19 protein-coding genes are annotated in these 19,618 nt (G+C 49.1%); 6 read left to right on the top strand and 13 right to left on the bottom strand.

All coding sequences use genetic code 11. The features are described from left to right. Positions 1-38 precede the first annotated feature (38 nt). The 4 genes from rph to KKE17_01960 all read right to left on the bottom strand — a co-directional run bounded on the left by rph (position 39) and on the right by KKE17_01960 (position 3,246). The gene (gene rph / locus KKE17_01975; protein ID MBU1708749.1) at positions 39-743 is read right to left on the bottom strand and encodes a ribonuclease PH; all 705 of its coding nucleotides are present in this window, start codon (positions 741-743) and stop codon (positions 39-41) included. 180 nt (positions 744-923) lie between these two features. Next, entirely contained in the window at positions 924-2,033 is a 1,110-nt protein-coding gene (locus tag KKE17_01970) for a Xaa-Pro peptidase family protein (GenBank protein ID MBU1708748.1), read from the bottom strand. Positions 2,034-2,369: 336 nt separating this feature from the next. Next, positions 2,370-2,648 carry a hypothetical protein gene (locus tag KKE17_01965; protein ID MBU1708747.1) on the bottom strand — a complete coding sequence of 93 codons (279 nt, stop codon included), beginning with the start codon at positions 2,646-2,648 and terminating at the stop codon, positions 2,370-2,372. A gap of 10 nt (positions 2,649-2,658) precedes the next feature. Next, complete coding sequence (locus KKE17_01960) at positions 2,659-3,246, bottom strand: hypothetical protein (GenBank protein ID MBU1708746.1); 588 nt, start codon at positions 3,244-3,246, stop codon at positions 2,659-2,661. 290 nt (positions 3,247-3,536) lie between these two features. On the opposite strand from KKE17_01960, the gene KKE17_01955 reads away from it, so the two are divergent. Both KKE17_01955 and lsrF read left to right on the top strand, forming a co-directional pair. Next, positions 3,537-4,568 carry a zinc-dependent dehydrogenase gene (locus KKE17_01955; GenBank protein MBU1708745.1) on the top strand — a complete coding sequence of 344 codons (1,032 nt, stop codon included), beginning with the start codon at positions 3,537-3,539 and terminating at the stop codon, positions 4,566-4,568. Between the two features lie 196 nt (positions 4,569-4,764). Beyond that, a complete protein-coding gene (gene lsrF, locus KKE17_01950) occupies positions 4,765-5,676 on the top strand; it encodes a 3-hydroxy-5-phosphonooxypentane-2,4-dione thiolase (protein MBU1708744.1) in 912 nt (303 codons plus the stop codon). A 109-nt stretch (positions 5,677-5,785) separates the two neighbouring features. On the opposite strand, the gene KKE17_01945 is transcribed toward lsrF, so the two are convergent. Further along, entirely contained in the window at positions 5,786-6,001 is a 216-nt protein-coding gene (locus tag KKE17_01945; GenBank protein ID MBU1708743.1) for an RND transporter, read from the bottom strand. Between the two features lie 192 nt (positions 6,002-6,193). Here KKE17_01945 and KKE17_01940 point away from each other — a divergent pair, with 192 nt between their 5' ends. Together KKE17_01940 and KKE17_01935 are read left to right on the top strand one after the other, a co-directional pair. Then, entirely contained in the window at positions 6,194-6,412 is a 219-nt protein-coding gene (locus KKE17_01940) for a rhodanese-like domain-containing protein (protein ID MBU1708742.1), read from the top strand. Positions 6,413-6,415: 3 nt separating this feature from the next. Further along, on the top strand, positions 6,416-7,024 hold the full coding sequence (locus KKE17_01935) for a sulfurtransferase (GenBank protein MBU1708741.1): 609 nt from the start codon (positions 6,416-6,418) through the stop codon (positions 7,022-7,024). 79 nt (positions 7,025-7,103) lie between these two features. On the opposite strand, the gene KKE17_01930 is transcribed toward KKE17_01935, so the two are convergent. From KKE17_01930 to KKE17_01900, 7 genes are all read right to left on the bottom strand, one after another. Beyond that, entirely contained in the window at positions 7,104-7,922 is an 819-nt protein-coding gene (locus KKE17_01930) for a DNA ligase (protein MBU1708740.1), read from the bottom strand. Between the two features lie 376 nt (positions 7,923-8,298). Then, on the bottom strand, positions 8,299-8,988 hold the full coding sequence (phoU, locus tag KKE17_01925; protein ID MBU1708739.1) for a phosphate signaling complex protein PhoU: 690 nt from the start codon (positions 8,986-8,988) through the stop codon (positions 8,299-8,301). Between the two features lie 55 nt (positions 8,989-9,043). Then, a complete protein-coding gene (locus KKE17_01920; GenBank protein MBU1708738.1) occupies positions 9,044-9,856 on the bottom strand; it encodes a phosphate ABC transporter ATP-binding protein in 813 nt (270 codons plus the stop codon). Further along, a complete protein-coding gene (gene pstA, locus KKE17_01915) occupies positions 9,856-11,457 on the bottom strand; it encodes a phosphate ABC transporter permease PstA (GenBank protein MBU1708737.1) in 1,602 nt (533 codons plus the stop codon). The genes KKE17_01920 and pstA overlap by 1 nt, the downstream gene beginning before the upstream one ends. A gap of 26 nt (positions 11,458-11,483) precedes the next feature. Continuing rightward, on the bottom strand, positions 11,484-13,703 hold the full coding sequence (locus KKE17_01910; protein ID MBU1708736.1) for an ABC transporter permease subunit: 2,220 nt from the start codon (positions 13,701-13,703) through the stop codon (positions 11,484-11,486). Positions 13,704-13,811: 108 nt separating this feature from the next. Continuing rightward, the gene (locus KKE17_01905) at positions 13,812-14,813 is read right to left on the bottom strand and encodes a phosphate ABC transporter substrate-binding protein (GenBank protein MBU1708735.1); all 1,002 of its coding nucleotides are present in this window, start codon (positions 14,811-14,813) and stop codon (positions 13,812-13,814) included. Positions 14,814-15,159: 346 nt separating this feature from the next. Further along, positions 15,160-15,369, bottom strand: coding sequence for a hypothetical protein (locus tag KKE17_01900; protein MBU1708734.1), 210 nt, complete (start codon positions 15,367-15,369; stop codon positions 15,160-15,162). 449 nt (positions 15,370-15,818) lie between these two features. On the opposite strand from KKE17_01900, the gene KKE17_01895 reads away from it, so the two are divergent. Then, positions 15,819-16,508, top strand: coding sequence for a response regulator transcription factor (locus KKE17_01895; GenBank protein ID MBU1708733.1), 690 nt, complete (start codon positions 15,819-15,821; stop codon positions 16,506-16,508). Beyond that, positions 16,505-18,316: a cell wall metabolism sensor histidine kinase WalK gene (locus KKE17_01890; GenBank protein MBU1708732.1), complete on the top strand. Its 1,812-nt coding sequence runs from the start codon at positions 16,505-16,507 to the stop codon at positions 18,314-18,316. Before KKE17_01895 ends, KKE17_01890 begins: the two co-directional genes overlap by 4 nt. A 569-nt stretch (positions 18,317-18,885) precedes the next feature. Here KKE17_01890 and KKE17_01885 read toward each other — a convergent pair. Then, a partial coding sequence (locus KKE17_01885; protein MBU1708731.1) for a sodium:calcium antiporter occupies positions 18,886-19,618 on the bottom strand: 733 nt, incomplete at its 5' end.

Below are 19,618 nucleotides of genomic sequence, written 5' to 3'. Positions count from 1 at the left end.
TGATTTTGACGACTTCTTGTGAAGCGTAAAAGGCGAGGTCATTTCTCCCCCTGCCAGAGAGTCAGGAGCTGATCGATTCCATTTTGCGCCATTGCCGTTAACTGCCCAAATTGATCAATGGTAAAAGGCTGTCCTTCAGCGGTTCCCTGAACTTCAACGAGCCTGCCGTCGCCGGTCATCACATAATTCGCATCAACCTCAGCGCTTGAATCCTCCTGATAATCAAGGTCAAGCAATACTTCGCCGCCAACGATGCCGACACTGATCGCCGCCACCGGCAGAATCGTCGGCATCTCGATGATTCCCTTTTGCGCCGCGTTTCTCAGGGCGTTTCGAACCGCAAGGGAGGCACCGGTAATCGAGGCCGTCCGTGTACCGCCGTCAGCGTTGATCACATCACAATCGACGCGAATCGTCCGCTCGCCGAATGATGAAAGATCAACCATCATTCTCAGAGATCTGCCGATCAGCCGCTGGATCTCGTATGTTCTTCCTGAGCGGCCTTGAACCGATTCGCGCCTGATCCGGCTGTTTGTGGCGCAGGGCAGCATTGCATACTCTGCGGTAATCCAGCCCTTCCCGGTATCCTGCAAAAAAGGCGGGGCCTTGTCCTCCACGGTCACAGCGCAGAGCACATGAGTGTTGCCCATTTTTATCATCAATGACGCATCGGCCTGGGGCTGAATGTTGTTTTCGATAATGATAGGCCGCAGCCGATCATTGGAACGGTTGTTTGATCTCATATTCTTCCCTGATGTATAATTAGCAACTCTACTTTAAGACTTGCCTTATCCTGATGTAATTGTGAGATAATCCAATATTTCTGAAGTCAGAAGCCAGAGTCAGAATTCAGAAAAAAGGCAAAAAAACCAGTTAGTCTGGCTCCTGAAGTCTGACTCCTGGATTCAACAAGAAATGAACAATCAGATATCAAGAAATGTCGTATCCCGGTTTAAGACCTCGCAGTCTTTTTCTTTTACCAACACCATATTCTCAAGCCTGATTCCGCCCCAGTCGGGTATATAAACCCCCGGTTCAACAGTAACCACCATTCCTTTCTTGAGCCTTTTCCGGTTCCGCCAGCTCAAGGATGGCGCCTCATGAACCGCCAGACCGACGCCATGCCCCAGGCCATGCCCGAAACGATCTCCAAGGCCGGCCTGGTTAATTACCTGCCTGGCAGCCTGATCGACATCAAAGGCCGACACGCCTTGTTTAATCATTTTAATCCCTGTTTGCTGCGCTTTTCGGACAATACGAAAAAGGGTTTTTGTCCAATCATCCGGTTCTCCCAACACTATTGTCCGAGTCATGTCGGAACAATAGCCGTTGAGCTTAAGCCCCATATCAATAATTATCGGCTCGCCTTTTTTCAAGGGCCGGTCCGAGGGCACAGCATGGGGGAGCGCACCGTTCGGGCCTCCGGCGACAATAGTTTCAAAGCTCGGCCCTTCAGCGCCCTTTTCCTTCATGGTTATCTCAATTTTCATCGCCACCTGCCGCTCCGTCTGACCCGGCTTGAGACCCATATACACTTCGTGAAACACTTCTTCGTTGAGGCGCACCGATTTTTTTATTTTCTCTATTTCTTCCGCAGATTTCACCAGCCGGTGTTTTTCCACGAGTCCGGTAAGGGGAACAAGATCCACACCAGTTTTATCGGTCATGGCCTTAAGCGTTTGAACCGCAGAATGCAAAAAATAATGGCTTTCAAAAGCAAGGCGTTTGATCCCCAGAGAAGAGAGCTTTCTTCTCAGGAGAGCAATCAGTCCCCGGCGGTACAATTCCACTTTATAGCCTTTTGCTTCCATTTCCGCCTGCAAGCCATAACGTGAATCAGTAAACAGAAAAGGCGTGCCGTCCACAGGTATGAGCAGAACCCCCGATGTTTCGGATATGGAGACATCCGTTGCCGTGTAACCACTCAGATAGCGACGATTTTCAGGCTGGGTAAGCAGCAGCGCATCAATCTTGCGACTCTTCATGCTCCGGCGGATACCTGTAAGCGTATGCGGCAATTGGGTTGTATTCATTGCTTAATTTTTGATGGTTTCATAGAAACGTGTAAACACAAGAAAATCGGATACTGAACAGTACTAACCTTACAGCAGCCCCAAAAAGAAGTCTTTCATATATGGAAAATCGAAGTCTTACAAGCTCATAACGTCTCTGGAGCTTTTTTTGCGAGGACGACAATTATCTCCTCGACAATTTCAATACGTTAGAAGCGGTATACGCGTCAGTATCGTAGTTTCGGAGTCTCGCAGAGCTCGCTTATCTACGATGCCGTCAATTTTCATTGATTGCTTGAAATCGGAGGCCGTTGTTTTTTGGAAACAAGATGCGGCTATAGCCTGGCCGGTCAAAAGTTAATATGAATCGGACTTGTCTCCCTCTGCACAAGTAAAGCGCGCAAAAAGCCTGGTACCCAAATTGGCGAGTTTTGTTGCAAGTTCATGGGTTGCAGAAAGGCAATCATGATTGCCGATATCAACCTCCAGGCCTTTATCCATAGCAATCCTCATGTCCGGTTCCATCCGGGCCACTTCCCCGGTAAACTTTCCCTGCCACTCCGTAATAACGCCCATGAGCCGAGAAATATTTTCAGGTGAGGCTTCTTCGGTGTCAACGCTCAATTCCATCTTCACAGGTATCTCTTTAATAACTCAGCCGCTGACTCACAAGCTCCTTGTGCTGATCAAGGGCCCGCCCATACTGATCATCAAGCTCGGATTTATATTTAAGCCATTCTTCCTGGAATTTAGGATGCCGGGATGGGTCAATATTGACTTTGACTCCGGTCTTTTTCGCAACAGACTGTTCCATTTGCTGCATCTGTTGCGCAAATGCATTTTCAAGCTGTTCACGCAATTGTTTTTTATGCTCACCGTACCGGTCCAGAATGCTCTTCATATCGCTGAAAACACTCATCAGGTCGCTACCGCCCTGTCCCAGTTGAAGCAACCCCTGAATCGCCCGGTTGACTTCTCCTGATTCCTCGTCACGGGGGAGCACAATATTTCGAAGAAGGGTTTTCGCCATTCCCTGGCGGATCGCCACCTGTTCGTCCGGCTTTACACCGGTGAACGACTGCAGCAGATCGTCATCATCGCCGCGCATGAAGCCTGCTGCCTTCCGCATCCCTTGTTTCTGTTGTTCTTCAGGATCAAGTGCCTCTCCTGATTCCGCAGTCATCCTGGCGGCTCGTTCCATTACCATATCCAGAGTACTTCGAATTTCTGCCATGGATAATTCCTCTCTTGTTATTTACTTCTTGCCTCTGTCATGCTGCCCGGGAATCATCTGTTTTTCCATCCGGGACGATGGCATGAGACAAAAAACATCTTTTGATAACGGGTAATTACATCTGCTTTCGCAGTCTTCTCGATGATGAATCCTCTGTCTCGAGGGACCGAAAATTCAAGTACATTTTAATTTTTCTGATTACAACAATTCCATCAAAGATACAAGCTACTTGTAAACGGCCTGCTCTTCGGCTAGAGTTTTCATGCGAAAATACAACAAGGGACAAAACCATGCGCGTCGCAATGTATTACAATAACCGGGACATCCGTCTTGAGCAAATTCCAACCCCTTACACCGGTGCCGGAGAATTGCTGGTAAGGATTCACGCAAGCGGCATCTGCGGCAGCGATGTCATGGAATGGTATCGCCTGCACAAGGCGCCGCTGATCCTCGGCCATGAAATCGCCGGTGAAGTGGTCAAGGTGGGAGAGGGAGTCAATGGCTTTGCGGTAGGCGACCGGGTCACCGCCACCCATCATGTCCCTTGCTCTACCTGCCATTATTGTCTGAACGGCCATGAAACCGTCTGCGACACACTGCTTTCAGGCACCCATTTCGCGCCAGGCGGCTTTTGCGAATATGTCCGGCTGCCGGCAATAAACGTTGAGCGCGGCACCTGGAAACTCCCGGACACTCTTGATTACGATGCCGCGACCTTTGTCGAACCCCTGGCCTGTGTTTTGCGCGGCCAGAATACCGCTGGAATGAACCCGGGAAAAAGTGTGTTGGTGCTGGGGAGCGGCATCTCCGGGCTTCTTCATGTCAATCTGGCCCGGGCAACCGGCGCCGGGCTGATCGTCGCCACGGACATAAATGCTTTCAGGCTGGGGGCGGCAAAAAAATTCGGAGCGGATCTCGCGCTTCCGGCAACTGAAAATATTGCCCAGCGATTCAGGGAGGCGAACAACGGACTCGGCGCCGATATCGTCATTGTCTGCGCCAGCGCCAAGCCTGCCTTCATGCAGGCACTGGATGCGGTGGAACGGGGCGGCACAATCCTTTTCTTTGCCCCTACCATGGACGGCGTCACCATTCCCTTGTCAGTCAATGATCTCTTCTGGCGCCGGGATGTGACACTCACCACAACCTATGCAGGAGGCCCTGCCGATTGTCTTGCGGCCCTTGAACTTATCCACAGAAACCGGGTGCAGGTAAAAGAAATGATCACTCATACCTTCGGTCTCGCTGATGCCCAGGAAGGCTTCCGCCTGGTGGCCGAAGGCGGCGAGTCGATCAAGGTCATTATCCATCCGCAGGAATGATTGTTCAGGTTGTTTAGACTGCAGGCTGAAGGCTTTAAGGTATAGAAGCACTGCTCAAAACCGGAAGCTCTTTTAAAATCTAACAGCCTAAACAGCTTCAGCCTCTCAACCTAAACCGTTACTTCAGATATGGAACTTATCAAAAACAAAATAATTATTTCTACTTTTTTCATTTGAATATTAAGGAGGAAACATCATGCCTGAAGCGGACAAGGAAGGAAAACAATTCCATCTCGACAAACCCCAGCAAGATGCCGGCTTTTTTCTCAAAGGCTCAAACTCCCTGGATTGGGGGATGAAAAACAGGTTAAGCCGGATTTTTAATCCCACCTCAGGCCGCACCGTCATGCTGGCAATCGATCACGGTTATTTTCAGGGCCCCACCACCGGCCTTGAACGGATCGACTTAAACATCCTGCCCATCGCCCCTTATGCCGACACCCTGATGCTGACCAGGGGGATTCTTCGTTCTCTGGTGCCTCCTTCCTATTCCAAACCCACAGTGCTCCGTGCCAGCGGTGGTCCGAGCATCTTAAAAGAGCTTTCCAACGAACAACTGGCCATGGACATGGAAGATGCCATACGACTGAATGCCTCGGCCCTGGCGGTGCAGGTCTTTATCGGCGGCGAATTTGAAACCCAGTCAGTGCACAACATGACCCGCCTGGTGGATATGGGCACCCGCTACGGCATCCCGACTCTGGCGGTGACCGCGGTAGGCAAGGACATGGCCCGCGACGCCCGCTATTTCAGGCTTGCCTGCCGGATGTGCGCCGAACTCGGCGCCCATTACGTCAAAACATATTATGTGCCGGACGGGTTCGAGACCGTCACCGCAAGCTGCCCGGTGCCGATTGTCATGGCCGGCGGCACAAAAATGCCGGAACTGGATGCCCTGACCATGGCCTACAATGCCGTGCAGCAGGGCGCCTCCGGGGTGGACATGGGACGCAACATCTTTCAATCGGACTCGCCGATCGCGATGATTCAGGCGGTGGGCAAGGTGGTTCACGAAAACCTCAAACCCCAGAAAGCCTACGAAATGTATAAAGATCTCAAGCACGACGAAGCAAAAAAGGATAAGAAAAAAGACAAACACAAGAAATAAAGCCTCAGCCCGTTATTTGATGAAAGCCCCGGACGCACTCCGGGGCTTTTTTTTCAGTGGCTGTTTTTTCCACGAGCCCTTGACCAATGACCGCATGTTGATAACTTAATCAATGATGCTGGGCTGTTACGATAATTTTCAACACCAGCAGCAGCCAGGGTGTTCCGTGCATGATAAAGTCAAACCAGTCTAAAGGCCGGACCAACTCCCCCTTGAACAGCATCTGAAGTTTTTCCCAGATATGCGGCGGCGAAAAAGGCGCAAGCCCCAAGGTTACGCATAATATTATTATCAGCGGCCATGGCAGTTCTGCGATGAATTTCACGGTTCAACCTCCTTCAGCTGCATTGTAACAGCAAATTCCGGACAAATTCCTCTAATACCTTTACCATTATCACATCGCGAGACCTTGCGGCAAATAATCCCGCACAAATAAGTTGACAACCCATCGTATAAAATTAGTCAATATGGGCAGCGACTCATCTTACAACCAATTCCGATCCATGGAGAAAAAAACATGCGCTGGCTACAATTCTTTACCCCGGTTCAATCCATTGATAGTCTGGAAGCAAAGGCCCTCCTTGCCGACCATGCCGATGAATATTTCCTGCTGGATGTGCGACAGCCCCGGGAATATGAAAAAAGCCACATTCCCGGCGCAAAGCTCATCCCGCTTCCCGATCTTCCGGGCAGGATGGCAGAGCTGGACAAAAACAAAAATATTATCGTCTACTGAGCGGTGGGCGGCAGAAGCCGGGCGGCTTCTCAAATACTTTCGGCAAACGGTTTTGCCCATGTCTTTAATCTTTCCGGCGGCATCAAGGCATTTCAGGGCATTACCGCACGCGGCCCGGAAACCCTAGGACTGGAATTGTTTTCAGGGGCTGAAAACGCAGTTGATCTCCTGGTGGTTGCCTTTTCATTGGAAGACGGCCTGCGGGATTTCTATCTATCCATGGAAAGCAAAATGATCCAGCAGGAGGTACAAAAACTGTTTGCACAACTCGCATCCATAGAAATAAAACATCAGCAACGGCTTCTTAAGGAATACAACCGCCTCACCGGAAAAAACTTCAGTATTGATGAGTTCCGTACGCAAAAGGTGGCAAACATCCTAGAAGGAGGACTCACCACCGATGAATATATCAGAGCGTTTGGCGCTGATATAAATTCAGCAACGGATGTTGTGGAACTTGCCATGTCCATTGAAGGGCAGGCCCTTGATCTCTATATGCGCGCCGGGGAGCGGACCACCGGAGATGCAGAAAAAAAGGTACTCCTCGATATTGCTGCCGAAGAGCATACTCACCTCCGTCTCCTGGGCAAACTACTCGACCGTATGGAATGAAAAAGGGCGCGATTACCGTTGCGTTGGGCAAACACTGACGGGATGCAGGCCTTCCAGCGTTTAAACCATTGAACGTCCCCTATAACCCGTTATCCGCTCTGATCCTCAGAAAAGACGGGAATTTGGGAATCCCGGATTGATAGAGTCCGTAGTATTTGAAAGTAATCAGGACACCAACCGGCGGCGGTGTGGTCCTTTCCGCGTCAGTGAAACCGGTACCGATTTTAAAGCGTGTGCCGTTCGACAATTCCACCAGCAGGGAGCCCAGTTTCCCCTGATTTTTCCCAGTACCAGGAACATGGCCGACAACCCTAGCCTCCATGTCCTGATAGCTCTTAACCTTGAGGATATTGCCGGTTCTTCCTTTCGAATATAAGGCATCAGGTCTTCTGACGATCAACCCTTCGCCACCGAGGTGCTCCACTCTGAGCAGTTCCTCTTGCAACTCCTCTTTATTCTGCACCGTCTTTTGCGGGATGACAAAGGCAAAGTCGGATGGATTTTTTGAAAACCATTCTTTGGCTTTGTCCAGCCTTTGCACGAATCCGCCTCCAGCGTCCGGCACATCAAAGATCGCAAACTTCAAATCCAGCCAGCCATTATGCGCCTTCTGGTGTTTGACCGCTCCAACGGTGCGTTCAAAAGTACCGCGGCCGCCCCATATTTCCCCTTCCAGTGCAAACTCCGGGAAATTACGAAAAAACTCGACCGGCGGATAAAAGGGCCGGCCGTTTTTTGAAAGCAGGGTTCTGCCGTTCCAATAGCCCCGAACCCCATCGAACTTTTCACTGACCAGCCAGCCGGCAATGTCGACATCATCCTCATAAACCTCCGGCAGCATGACCTCGAAGGCCGCGACTCTCTGACCATGCAGGCATCCGCCAAGAATAAGCAGCATGAAGGCAATTATTTTCTTTGTGAACATTTCTTCAAACCCAATAGTAAAGAAAGGTATCTGGTGTGCGTTGCAACGAGGAAACAAGATGGCGGATAACTATCCTGAAACGGGATTTTCCCAAAAACCATTGAAGCTAACTTAACACATAGACGGTGCCGCAGCAAGACTGCTTACGGCAGACAGGGAAACCAACCGCATCCTCAATATGACGGGGAGTAAAGGGGAGCAGACTTCAATAAATGACAAGAGCAAACCTGCCGCAATATTCCATTGATTCTAGAAACAAAAAACACCCTGGTCAGCGCCGGGGCTTTAAGGAGATAGCAGCTATACGTAATAAATGTTGTCTTCCTGATAATTACCCTGGGGTCGTCGGCTATTCTAAATTGTCCATCTCATGACGGACTATCTGTCCCCGGAGCATATAAATGACATCTTCGGCAATGTGGGTCGCATGATCGGCGATGCGCTCAAGGCTTCTGGAAACACTGAGCAGCATACCCAGATGCTGCTGCTGTTTCGCATCCTTTGCCAGTATTTCCTCAATCTGAATCCTGATCATATTTTTGGCTTTATCAACTTCATCGTCCCAGATGCAGACCTTGTATGCGAGATCAGCGTTCCCATCCACAAAGGCATCGAGGCACATTTTGACCATTTTTTTGGTTTCAGTAAACATATGGGCAAACTGCTCCGGGAATTGCACCGCATCGTCTGCCTGCAACCCATGGAAGTTCTTATTCAACATGATAAGCACCCGGTCAGCTATCTTGACAACGAGATCACCGATTCTTTCGAGATCATTGTTGATTTTCAGAACAGTGACAACAAAGCGCAGGTCACCGGCCACAGGTTGTAGCTGAGCCAGGATTCGCAGACATCGTTCCTCAACCGATATTTCCAGATCATCGATATTCTCATCGCTTTCAATAATCTCCCTGGCCATCGTCTCATCCCAATGCAGCAGTGCCTTTTCCGCTCTGAAAAGATTTTTCTCAACTTCTGAGCCAAGTTGGAGAATCTTATTTTTCAGTTTTTTAAGTTCCATATCCAGATTTTTAATCATAGCGCGGCCTTCTTCTTCCCTCAAATGAGGTTTTCAAATTGTTATCCTGTACATCTCAGCCGAAACGGCCGGTAATATACCCTTCAGTTTCTTTACGAATCGGGTCGGTAAAAATCTTTTTTGTTAAGCCATACTCAATGAGTTCACCGAGATACAGGTAAGCGGTCAGATCAGACACCCGGGCCGCCTGCTGCATGTTATGCGTGACGATAATGATTGTATAGTCCCCTTGAAGTTCACGGATCAAATCTTCGATTTTGGCCGTCGAACGGGGATCGAGCGCCGAGCAGGGCTCGTCCATCAAGATGATTTCCGGCTCAACGGCGATGGCCCTCGCTATACAGAGACGCTGCATCTGGCCGCCGGACATCCCCATGGCTGATTCATGCAGACGATCTTTGACCTCATCCCAGATGGCCGCTCGCTTAAGACTTCTTTCAACGGTTTCATTGAGGACTTTTTTATTATTTATACCGGCGATCCGCAGGCCGTAAATAACATTTTCATATATAGACTTCGGAAACGGATTCCATTTTTGAAAAACCATGCCCACACGCCGACGCAAGTCGATAACGTCAAGCTTGCGGTCGTGAATATCCTGGCCGTCAATCTTGATCTCACCTTCAAGGCGAATAGCATCGATGAGATCATTCATCCGGTTGAAACAACGAATGAGTGTTGATTTTCCGCAGCCGGAAGGACCAATAAGGGCGGTGACTTTCTTGCGGGCAAAGCCCATGGTGATATTGTCGAGGGCCTGTTTCTCACCATAGTAAAGATTCAGGTTTTTCACCTCAACAATGGCATCGGTGACCTGTTTGATAGCAGGGTTATCTTGCGGCATATATATTTCTCTTTTTAATTGCATTAGATATCTGAGATGGCATAGCGCTTGCGCATTTTATTCCGTAAATAAATAGCCACGCTGCACATGCCAAGCACGATCATGATCAGGAGCAGGGTGGTCACATATACCATCGGTTTTGCTGCTTCGACATTAGGCGATTGGAAACCGATATCATAAATATGGAAACCAAGATGCATAAATTTCCGGTCAAAATGGATATAGGGAAATTGGCCGTCCAGCGGCAAAGCAGGGGCCAGCTTGACAACCCCTGTTATCATCAGAGGAGCTACCTCGCCGGCCGCCCTGGCCATAGCCAGGATAAATCCGGTCATAATGCCGGGAGAGGCCATGGGGAGAAGCAAGCGTAAAAGAGTCTGAAACTTTGTCGATCCAAGGGCAAGAGATCCTTCCCGTATGCCGGGTGTGATAGCGCCAAGTGCTTCCTCCGTGGCGACGATAACCACAGGAACGGTAAGCAGACCAAGGGTGAGACTGGCCCACAGGATGCCGCCGGTCCCAAAGGTAGGGGTGGGCAAACGCTCCGGAAAAAATAACTGGTCAATTGTGCCGCCGATACCGTAAACGAAAAAACCCAGGCCAAAAATGCCGTAGACGATGGACGGTATGCCTGCCAGGTTATTAACTGCAATACGCACCGTCTTGACCAGGATTCCCTCGCGGGCATATTCCCGCAAATAGATACCCGCCACGACTCCCAAGGGGAAAGAGAGCAGGCTCATGAGAAAGACCAGCATGATCGTGCCGAATATGGCGGGAAACAGGCCGCCTTCTGTATTGGATTCACGCGGATCCGTTGTGAAGAGTTCAAAGATTTTGGCGGAATAATGGATAATTTTGGCAAACAGTGTCATTGCGTTTGGTTGATAGGCGCGGACTATGTCTGACAAAATGATTTTTACCTCTTGGCCGTCAGCGCTTGTGAATGTTGCATAATTTTGCGATAGCTGCTCTCTGATAGAATTGTTTTTGGAAATAATTTCGCTGAATTCAGACTGGAATGCCTGTTCCTTCTGCAGCAGACTTTGAATACGCTGATCGCTGTCCGGATAGTTTTTGCCTCGTAGTTTGGCAAGCTTGTTGTGCAGGCCCTCAATGACGGAATTTATCTTCTTCACCCTCTTCTCAAGGGTTTCCTTTTCTTCCTGAAAATGCGCAATCCCGCCGAGGGATTCCTGCAAAATGTGTAAAGAGAAATCAGCCTCAGGAATGTCCTTTGTGTAAGATGGGGCGCGGATGGCTTTGAGATATCCATAGAAATTGCCATATTCCTGGCGTTCCAAGGCAAACGCAGCTTCGGGGTAGGTCTGCTTGGTCAGATTGTCTTTGGCAAACCATTTAAAATCAAGACTGTACAGATCCCGGTTGCCGATTTTGAGTTGAATTTGCGTGATTTTCCCATCGCTTTTCTCAGTCCGGGAAATCTCACCAAGATACTTTTGACCATCTGCAAGGGTATATTCGACCAGCCGGTGCGGCCAGAAAACCGTCATGCCGTTATAAATGACAACCCCAATCAGCAGAATCGTCATGCTGATTATCGCCGCCAGGGATAAACCGGAGGCCCAGATAAAGGGTTCACCTCTCCTGAAGAAGTTTTTCATTTCTATTTTAAACCTTTTCGCTCGCGTTAATAACGGCCATATTTCTTTCTCAGTCGTTCCCGGATAATTTCGGCGGCAGTATTAAGGACAAAGGTGAGGGAAAACAGTACAGTAGCACACAGGAAAAGCACCCGGTACAGTGTCCCGCCAAAGGGAGCCTCAGGAATTTCCACCGCGATATTGGCCGACAGGGTTCGCATGCCATTGAAGACCGACCAATCCATAATCGGAGTATTGCCGGTTGCCATGAGCACCACCATGGTCTCGCCCACCGCACGCCCGAAGCCGATGATCATCGCCGCAAAAATACCCGGACTGGCGGAAGGCAGCACCACCCGCCATACCGTTTGCCAGCGACTGGCTCCCAGGGCAAGTGAGGCTGCGGTCAGGCTTGGCGGAATATTGGAGATTGCATCTTCGGTAATCGAAAAAATAATAGGGATGACGCAGATGCCGAGCCCAAAGGCGATAATAATACAATTGCGCTGGTCGTAACGCATGCCCAGATCATTGTAAAGCCAGAGCTTGAACTCACCGGCAAAGAAAATTTGTTCAAGCACCGGGGCGATTTCAACGGCGAGCCAACCAGTCAAGACCAGGACAGGCAGCATAATTACAAATTCATACCCCTTAATCCGGTTGGCAAATTTACGGTCCCGATAGAGCGGCTGAATAATCAGCATGATCACAGTAAAGATGAAGGGCAGTAGAAACAGACTGGAAATCAATGGGAAGATTGAATTTTCAATAATCGGAGCAAGCCAGAGGGCGATAAGAAAACCAATGACCACTGAAGGGATTGAGGCCATTATTTCGATAACCGGCTTGACAATGCGTTTAAACTGCGGCGTGGCAAACTGGCTGGTGTAGACCGCGCCGAAAATGGCCAGCGGGACGGAAAAGAGCATGGCATACAGCGTGCCTTTCATGGTGCCGAAGATGAGGGGGACAAGGCTGAGCTTCGGTTCGGCATCATCGCTCTGGGCGGATGACTGCCAGACATATTCCGGCTGGTCATATCCTTCGTACCAGATTTTTCCGAAGAGCGTCTTCAAGCTGGTTTCCGGATGCGGGTTGTCGATCCTCCACATGTGCAGCGTGTTGTCATCGTCCAGGGTGATCAGGTTGTTGTCTTTGAGGGAGAGGCCAAAAATCCTTGCTTGCACCGAGAGTCCGAACAGGTTGTTTTCGCTGGTGACATGGTCTGCATGGATGGCTCCGTCTTCCGATAACGTATAAATAGTCTTGCTGCGCCTGGAAGCCAGAATCTTTTTCACCGGACCCTTGTGAGCGGCAAGATCATGAATTCTGTGCATTTTCCTGGTATTACTTTGGGGGTCTGAGCGCACCGGCATCCAGGTTGACACCTTACCTTCACTGTCTGCGACCACCAGGGACTGTCCGCCAAAAACCATGCCGAGTAAAGAAATAGCGATATTGTCAGTCGTTGCGGCAAAAGTATCGGTTTTCTTATATGCTTCAGGATCAGTAAGATCCCAACGCACTATATAGCCGTTATCCGTTGCCGCATAGAGAGCAGCAGCATCGTCATCCAGCGTCATAGTGACAAGTTTCCCCGGCATGGGGTCACGTATTGCCAGTGAAAAGGTTTCGGTCTCTTCATTGCCAAAAAGGTCAATGGTTGTGACTTCGTGGGTGATCTGCAGGGTGTTGTCAGTAAAAAGATCAATTCTGCTGAAACGATTATTTGTCGAACGTCGGGCAAGGCTCATGAGTAATGACTCAGGGTGTTGTGGAGCCGGCCAGTCCTTGATGGTGCTGACATGCGGAACAATTTTTCGCTTATTTTGCTCCTCATATTCCGGCACATAATCGATCTCGACCATGGACAACCTGCCGTCCTGCCAGAGAATATTATTGATGGTGCCGAAATACTGTTCGACCTGGAAAATCATTATGTCCGGTTGAGAGCCCAGCCTTTGCTCACTGAGCAGATCACCGGTAATCGCAGAATAGAACCGCAGGGCCCCATCGTTGCTCAGGGTGTGAAACATCTGCTGATAGCTGTCAAGTCCGATGGTCAGGATCGGGAGACTCTTCTCCGGAAGCTGTAGGGCAAGTTCTGTGGAGCGCAATCGGGAAGGAGCGAAAAGCGGCAGGGTGACCCGGACAATAAGGACAAGAATGGCCAGCACGCTGACAATGACCAGAATGCCGCCAATTTTGATGATTTTCTTGGCAAGGTTGTCTCGTCGGCGCGCCCGTTTGCGAAATTTCTCGTTCATCCAAAACCTGCTTTTTTAAAAACAATTTGAACCAGATGCAGCGCTGGGCAATGCATCTGGTTCAAATTATCGAGTTAAGTTAGAGTTTCATTAAAACTGTCCCGGCGACTATTGTATTTTTGTAAGCTCTTTTGCTCCAACTTTAGCAGGCAAAGGCAGATACCCGTCTTTTTCAACAATTTCCTGACCTTCTTTAGAGAGAACGAACTTCAGGAATTCCTGCTGCAGTTTTGGCAGCGGTTTGTTCGGCTCTTTGACAACATAGATGTAAAGCATCCTGGAAAGCGGGTAGCTGCCGGAAAGGACGTTCTGCATGGTTGGCTCAAATGCCTGTTCCCCATCTTTTTTGGATAAGGCGATTGCTTTGACTCCGGAGGTCCGGTAGCCGATCCCGGAGTAACCAATCCCGGCCAGATCTTCGGTAACCCCCATCACAACTGATGCCGAGCCCGGTTGCTCCTTCACTGTATCCCTGTAATCGCCCTTGTAAAGTGCATGCTCCTTGAAATATCCATAGGTGCCGGAGGCTGAATTTCTCCCATAGATACTGATCGGCTGCTGTCCGAGCCCGCCGACGACCCCGAGATCAGACCAGGTGGTAATGTCTTTCGGATACCCGCTTTTCCTGGTCTTTGAAAAGACAGCATCAACCAGGGGAAGGCTCATGGAATCGATGGGGTTGTCTTTATGCACGTAAACCGCCAGAGAATCGAGGGCAACCCCGATTGCCGTCGGCTTGAAGCCATATTTCTTCTCGAATTGGTCAATTTCGGAGCTCTTCATCTTGCGTGACATTGGACCAAGCTGGGCGGTGCCGGCAATCAGGGCGGGAGGCGCGGTGCTCGAGCCTTTTCCTTCAATCTGAACCCGGACGCTGGGATTTTTCTGTCGAAATGCTTCCGCCCAGTAGGTCATGAGATTGTTCAAGGTGTCCGAACCGATGCTGTCCAGGTTGCCGCTGACACCGGAGACCTGTTGATAGACAGGCAGTTCAGGGTCAACATTGGTTTCTTTTGCCGTCACGGTGCCGGATGCAATCAGACAGACTGCCAAAGCACCAAAAGTAAGTCTCTTTGCATGTTTAAATAACTTTAGTTTGTTCATTTTCATGGCGTTTCTCCTTATTGAATTGTTGCAATCTACCATATGAATTATTTGGGTTTTGTTAAAATTTGGTTAAATTTTTCTTGCTGTTTCAAGCATGGATGTCCTCTTTCACTCCTTGCCGATTTCATGAGTTATGAGCGAATAGTCCTTTCCTGATTTTGAAAGGTAATGACTCTTTATTAAGAGAATGTGAGGAAATCGTTAATATCTGATTAAAGTTGATGAAATCGTAGCATGATCCCAGCCGGTCATTGCGCGGAGGCTTGCCGCCGAAGCAATTTCAATATTATCGGCACGTTAGAGATTTCCGCGCGGCGCTCGCAATGACAAAAACGGCGAATTTCCGATTTTACCCCTCTCTTTTGACGGAAGAAATTATTTCAGCCTCTGATTTTGGGCCCTTGAAAAATTCCAACCAGCATTTCCATGGCAGTGTTTCGAGTCCGCATTCCCTGGGACACGGAAAATCTTCTACCACCATCGGGCAATTTCCACACTGTTTGGTGCAGATATACTTGGCGGCACGTATCAGCGCCATTTGAGCATTCTCTTGTTGCATGGAAACTCTCCTGAGGTGTCTTCGAGACTCAGAGGCGCCTGTTCTAGTGTTGTTCCTCTTCATATTAGATTCTCTTGCCATCTCCATGATTTTTGATTGACCTCTCTGTCTGTGTACAGAAAAGGTAGATCGACTTTGTTAAATGACTATGAGCAATTTGTTAAAAAATGATTAAGAATGCCCTCTTGAACATTTTCTTGTGGTGGAAGCCAGCAGTTCTATTTTATATTCAAGGTGGAATTCACAGTCAGCAGGACAGGATGCACTCATGAGCCTCTCGCAAAATGAACAACTGCTCCGATCGGCTAAAAGTTTCCTGCGCTGCGTCTTCATTGTGAAATCGTCCTCAACGGAGCGCTGCTACGCTTCCGGGCGATTTCACGCATCATCCTTGCTCAGAATATTTTTCTCTCGATCTCGCTACGATGATCATTTTGCAAGAGGCTCTCATGACAAAAGAAAAGATCTGGCTTGTTGAGGACGAGGAAGATATCCTCGCCTTAATCTATTACAACTTGGAAAAAGAAGGCTTTGCCGCCACGGGTTTCCAAAGCGCCGAGGAATTGTTTGCCGACAAGGGAAAAGATCTGCCGAATCTTATTATCCTTGATGTCATGCTGCCCGGGATGGACGGCTTTCAGGCCTGTCGAAAACTTAAGGAACAGGAGTTGTACGCTTGTATTCCCATCTTGATGCTGACGGCCAGAAGCGAGGAGAGCGACATCATTGCCGGGCTTGAACTGGGCGCCGACGATTATCTCACCAAACCATTCAGTCCCCGGGTTCTTATTGCTCGGGTAAAGGCACTTTTGCGCCGGGTCAATGGAAATGCCGCAAAGGTAAGGGACAAAATTGTATTTGGCGATTTTCTCATTGATAATGATCGGCATGAGGCTTTTATTGAAGGGAGACCTGTCGCACTTACCGCCACGGAATTCAGGATATTAGCCCTGTTGGCGGCAAAACCAGGATGGGTCTTCTCCCGGGACCAGATCATAACAGCTGTTCACGATGGCAATATTTCCGTTACAGACCGGACTGTCGACGTTCAGATCGTTTCCCTGCGGAAAAAACTTGGCGGTCACCAATCCCTGATTAAAACGGTTCGAGGCGTTGGTTACAAACTGGACGAAAGATGAAAAAGAAACGTCTTCTCTGGCAGATTTTCCCCCCCATGATCATTGTCACCATTGCGGCTGTCATTGGTGCGACCTTTTATGCATCAAGTGTCCTGAAAGAGTTATATCTCGATCAGACAAGGGAAGATCTGACAATAAGAACCCAACTTGTTGTTGAGCAGCTGTATGATGAATTTGCTTCTGGAAATCATCAACGCCTCGTCAGTCGCTGCCGTGAAGTCGCGGCCCAGGTCCAGGCGCGCATAACCCTGATTCTGCCCAACGGTGAAGTAATCGCTGACTCAGTTGAAAATCCGGTCCGGATGGATAATCATGCCGATCGAGAAGAAATCGCCGCGGCCCTTAAAGGAGAAAGGGGTAGATCCCTGCGGTTTAGTCGCACTTTGGGTAAAAATATGCTGTACTCGGCGCTTCCCGTTATTATTCATACCGGCCCCTCTGCTCTGCCGGAAAACCTATACGGGGTGGTACGATTATCAATTCCTCTGGTGTCCATTACTACTGTTTTGCATAAAATCTATTGGGAATTTTTTCTCGGTGCCGTTGTCCTCCTGCTCTTTTCCTCCATGACAACATTTTTTCTCTCTCGAAGGATAAGCTCTCCTCTGGAGGAGATGGGACGTGCCGCTGAACGTTTCGGCAGGCTGGACCTGAGCAGAAAGATTGTCTTTTCGGAAAAGGACGCCATTTCACTGGAGGTGGCCGGCCTGGCTGAAGCGATCAACAAAATGGCCACGGAACTCCACGAACGCATCGACACGGTTACCAACCAGAAAAACGAGCTTGAGGCCGTCTTTAAAAGTATGGTTGAAGGCGTCATTGTCGTGGATCCAGGGGAGCGAATTCTGCGCGCCAACGACACTGTTTCTACCCTCTTTAATATACCAGCAAAAAAAATGATCGGCAGGTCGGTTACTGAAACATTCCGGGACGCTGATTTCTCCCGGTTTGTGCGCGAGACTCTGGCCGGAGACCACTATTTGGAGAGGGATCTTGTTTTTGACCAAATAGAAGGCGAGCGTTATTTGCACGCCGGCGGCACAGTCCTATACGATGGTTCAGGTAAACGAGTGGGCGCCTTAGCGGTCTTATACGATATCACCCGGACAAAAAAGCTTGAAAATATGAGAAGTGAGTTTGTGGCCAATGTTTCCCACGAGTTAAAGACCCCAATTACCGCCATCAAGGGCTTTGTCGAAACACTTCTTGATGGTGCTCTTGAGAATGGAGAAGATGCCGGAAAATTTTTAGAGATCATTCAGAAACAGGCAAACCGCCTTAATGCCATTGTTGATGATCTCTTGAGTCTTTCCAGAATAGAACAGGATGAAAAACAGAATGAAATCGAGCTGCAGGAACACAGCCTTTGTCCCGTGTTGGAAAATTGCCTTGAAGCCTGTGCCATGAAGGCCCGGGGGAAAAAAATTGCCCTTAAACTGGATTGCGGACCACGCATCATGGTGCCCATGAACCAGCGCCTACTGGAACAGGCCATAACAAACCTCTTGGTCAATGCCATCAAGTATAGTTCAGAAGAAAGCGACGTGCAGATTAACGCCTCTCATCTGGCAAAGGAAATCCATATTAACATCATCGATCACGGCTGTGGTATCGCCCGCGAACATCTGCCCAGGTTGTTCGAACGTTTTTATCGCAGCGACAAGGCACGCAGCAGAAAACTTGGCGGCACCGGCTTGGGCCTTGCCATCGCCAAGCATATTATTCAGGCGCATGGAGGAGATATCGCAGTGAAAAGTGAACCTGGCAAAGGCAGTACCTTTACAATTATTTTGCCGATAATTTCCTAGGGTAATCCTATTTTTTGACATAATACTCTGGCTGAGAATACTTGCTATTAGAGGAAATTGAGGAAACAGTAAATTGTTCCAGCTTAACCTTTCGTAATCATTAGATATAACGTGGTTTAGTTGTTGAATATGTCATATGTCAAGCATGAAAATCACTTAAAAAGGTTCCGCAAGCCTTTTCAGCAATATCCATACCCCAGTTAAAAAAAATACCAAACTATACGTTAAAAAACATTTTTCTCCATAACATAAGATTGATTCTGCAAACCTTGGATGTCAAGTCATTGAGTGTCAAGCATTGAATGTTCGGATGTTTATGAACTAAAAAACCGCGACAATTTGCCACATTGTCAAGCCCGTATGCATTGGAGTATAAATTTAGACATACGGTCCCGGAATGATTAATATCCCCGTGTTAATCCAGTTGAGGACTTTTTGCCGATTCCATCCGCACTCCACCTTACCCCGAAGGAGTGCGGATGGCCATTTTCATCCCTGACAACCCCTCCCCCCCTTTCCCGTCAAAAAAACCACCTGTCTTTTGTTTAACCAGCCAAGGGGATGTCTCGCTACAGAAGGGTATAGAGGTAGCCGAGATAGCAGCAGAGCAGAAGAACCCCGTGCCAGCGCCTGACTCCCTGCCACAGAACAAGACAGGGTACGAGAACCGCGGAAAAAGCGATCATCACCGGCAGATCCCGGCAAAGAAGCTGCCTTTCAAGGTGAAACGGCATGACCGCCGCCGTGGTGCCGAAAACCATCATCAGGTTAAAAAGGTTGCTGCCGATCACATTGCCGACAATCATATCCGACTCTTTGCGGCGCGCAGCGGAAATGCAGGAAGCAAGTTCCGGAAGCGAGGTGCCCACTGCGGCAAGGGTAAGACCGATAACAAGCTCTGAAACCCCGAAATACCGTGCCATGTCAACGGCGCCGTCAATGAAAAAATCAGCGCCCAGGGCCAGCAGGACCAGGCCACCGACAATCAGGCAAAGGAGTATCCAATAGGAAAATTTCTTCCCCTGGAGCTCTTCTTCTTTCACCCGGTGATTCCGGACATCATGGTAAGCAAGGTAGGTATACAGAATCAACCCGGCAATAAACATGATGCCGAGAATTCGATAAAAAGTTCCGAACCAGCAGATCACCGCCACTATCAGACTTATTGACAGCAGAAGGTACAGCTCGGTTTTCAGCACCTTAATATGCACCGCAAGGGGCGCGAGGATTGCCGAGCAGGCGAGAACAAGACCGACATTGGCAATATTGCTTCCCACGACATTGCCGATCATGATATCAATG

The organism is Pseudomonadota bacterium (assembly GCA_018823135.1).
GTDB lineage: Bacteria > Desulfobacterota > Desulfobulbia > Desulfobulbales > CALZHT01 > JAHJJF01.
This window is presented reverse-complemented; position numbering and strand designations above follow the sequence as displayed.

Bases quoted from the DNA above. Each gene is read 5' to 3' on its own strand.
- rph (MBU1708749.1), bottom strand. From the start codon at position 743: ATGAGATCAAACAACCGTTCCAATGATCGGCTGCGGCCTATCATTATC.
- KKE17_01970 (MBU1708748.1), bottom strand. From the start codon at position 2,033: ATGAATACAACCCAATTGCCGCATACGCTTACAGGTATCCGCCGGAGC.
- KKE17_01960 (MBU1708746.1), bottom strand. From the start codon at position 3,246: ATGGCAGAAATTCGAAGTACTCTGGATATGGTAATGGAACGAGCCGCC.
- KKE17_01955 (MBU1708745.1), top strand. From the start codon at position 3,537: ATGCGCGTCGCAATGTATTACAATAACCGGGACATCCGTCTTGAGCAA.
- lsrF (MBU1708744.1), top strand. From the start codon at position 4,765: ATGCCTGAAGCGGACAAGGAAGGAAAACAATTCCATCTCGACAAACCC.
- KKE17_01940 (MBU1708742.1), top strand. From the start codon at position 6,194: ATGCGCTGGCTACAATTCTTTACCCCGGTTCAATCCATTGATAGTCTG.
- KKE17_01930 (MBU1708740.1), bottom strand. From the start codon at position 7,922: ATGCTGCTTATTCTTGGCGGATGCCTGCATGGTCAGAGAGTCGCGGCC.
- phoU (MBU1708739.1), bottom strand. From the start codon at position 8,988: ATGATTAAAAATCTGGATATGGAACTTAAAAAACTGAAAAATAAGATT.
- KKE17_01920 (MBU1708738.1), bottom strand. From the start codon at position 9,856: ATGCAATTAAAAAGAGAAATATATATGCCGCAAGATAACCCTGCTATC.
- pstA (MBU1708737.1), bottom strand. From the start codon at position 11,457: ATGAAAAACTTCTTCAGGAGAGGTGAACCCTTTATCTGGGCCTCCGGT.
- KKE17_01910 (MBU1708736.1), bottom strand. From the start codon at position 13,703: ATGAACGAGAAATTTCGCAAACGGGCGCGCCGACGAGACAACCTTGCC.
- KKE17_01905 (MBU1708735.1), bottom strand. From the start codon at position 14,813: ATGAAAATGAACAAACTAAAGTTATTTAAACATGCAAAGAGACTTACT.
- KKE17_01900 (MBU1708734.1), bottom strand. From the start codon at position 15,369: ATGCAACAAGAGAATGCTCAAATGGCGCTGATACGTGCCGCCAAGTAT.
- KKE17_01895 (MBU1708733.1), top strand. From the start codon at position 15,819: ATGACAAAAGAAAAGATCTGGCTTGTTGAGGACGAGGAAGATATCCTC.
- KKE17_01890 (MBU1708732.1), top strand. From the start codon at position 16,505: ATGAAAAAGAAACGTCTTCTCTGGCAGATTTTCCCCCCCATGATCATT.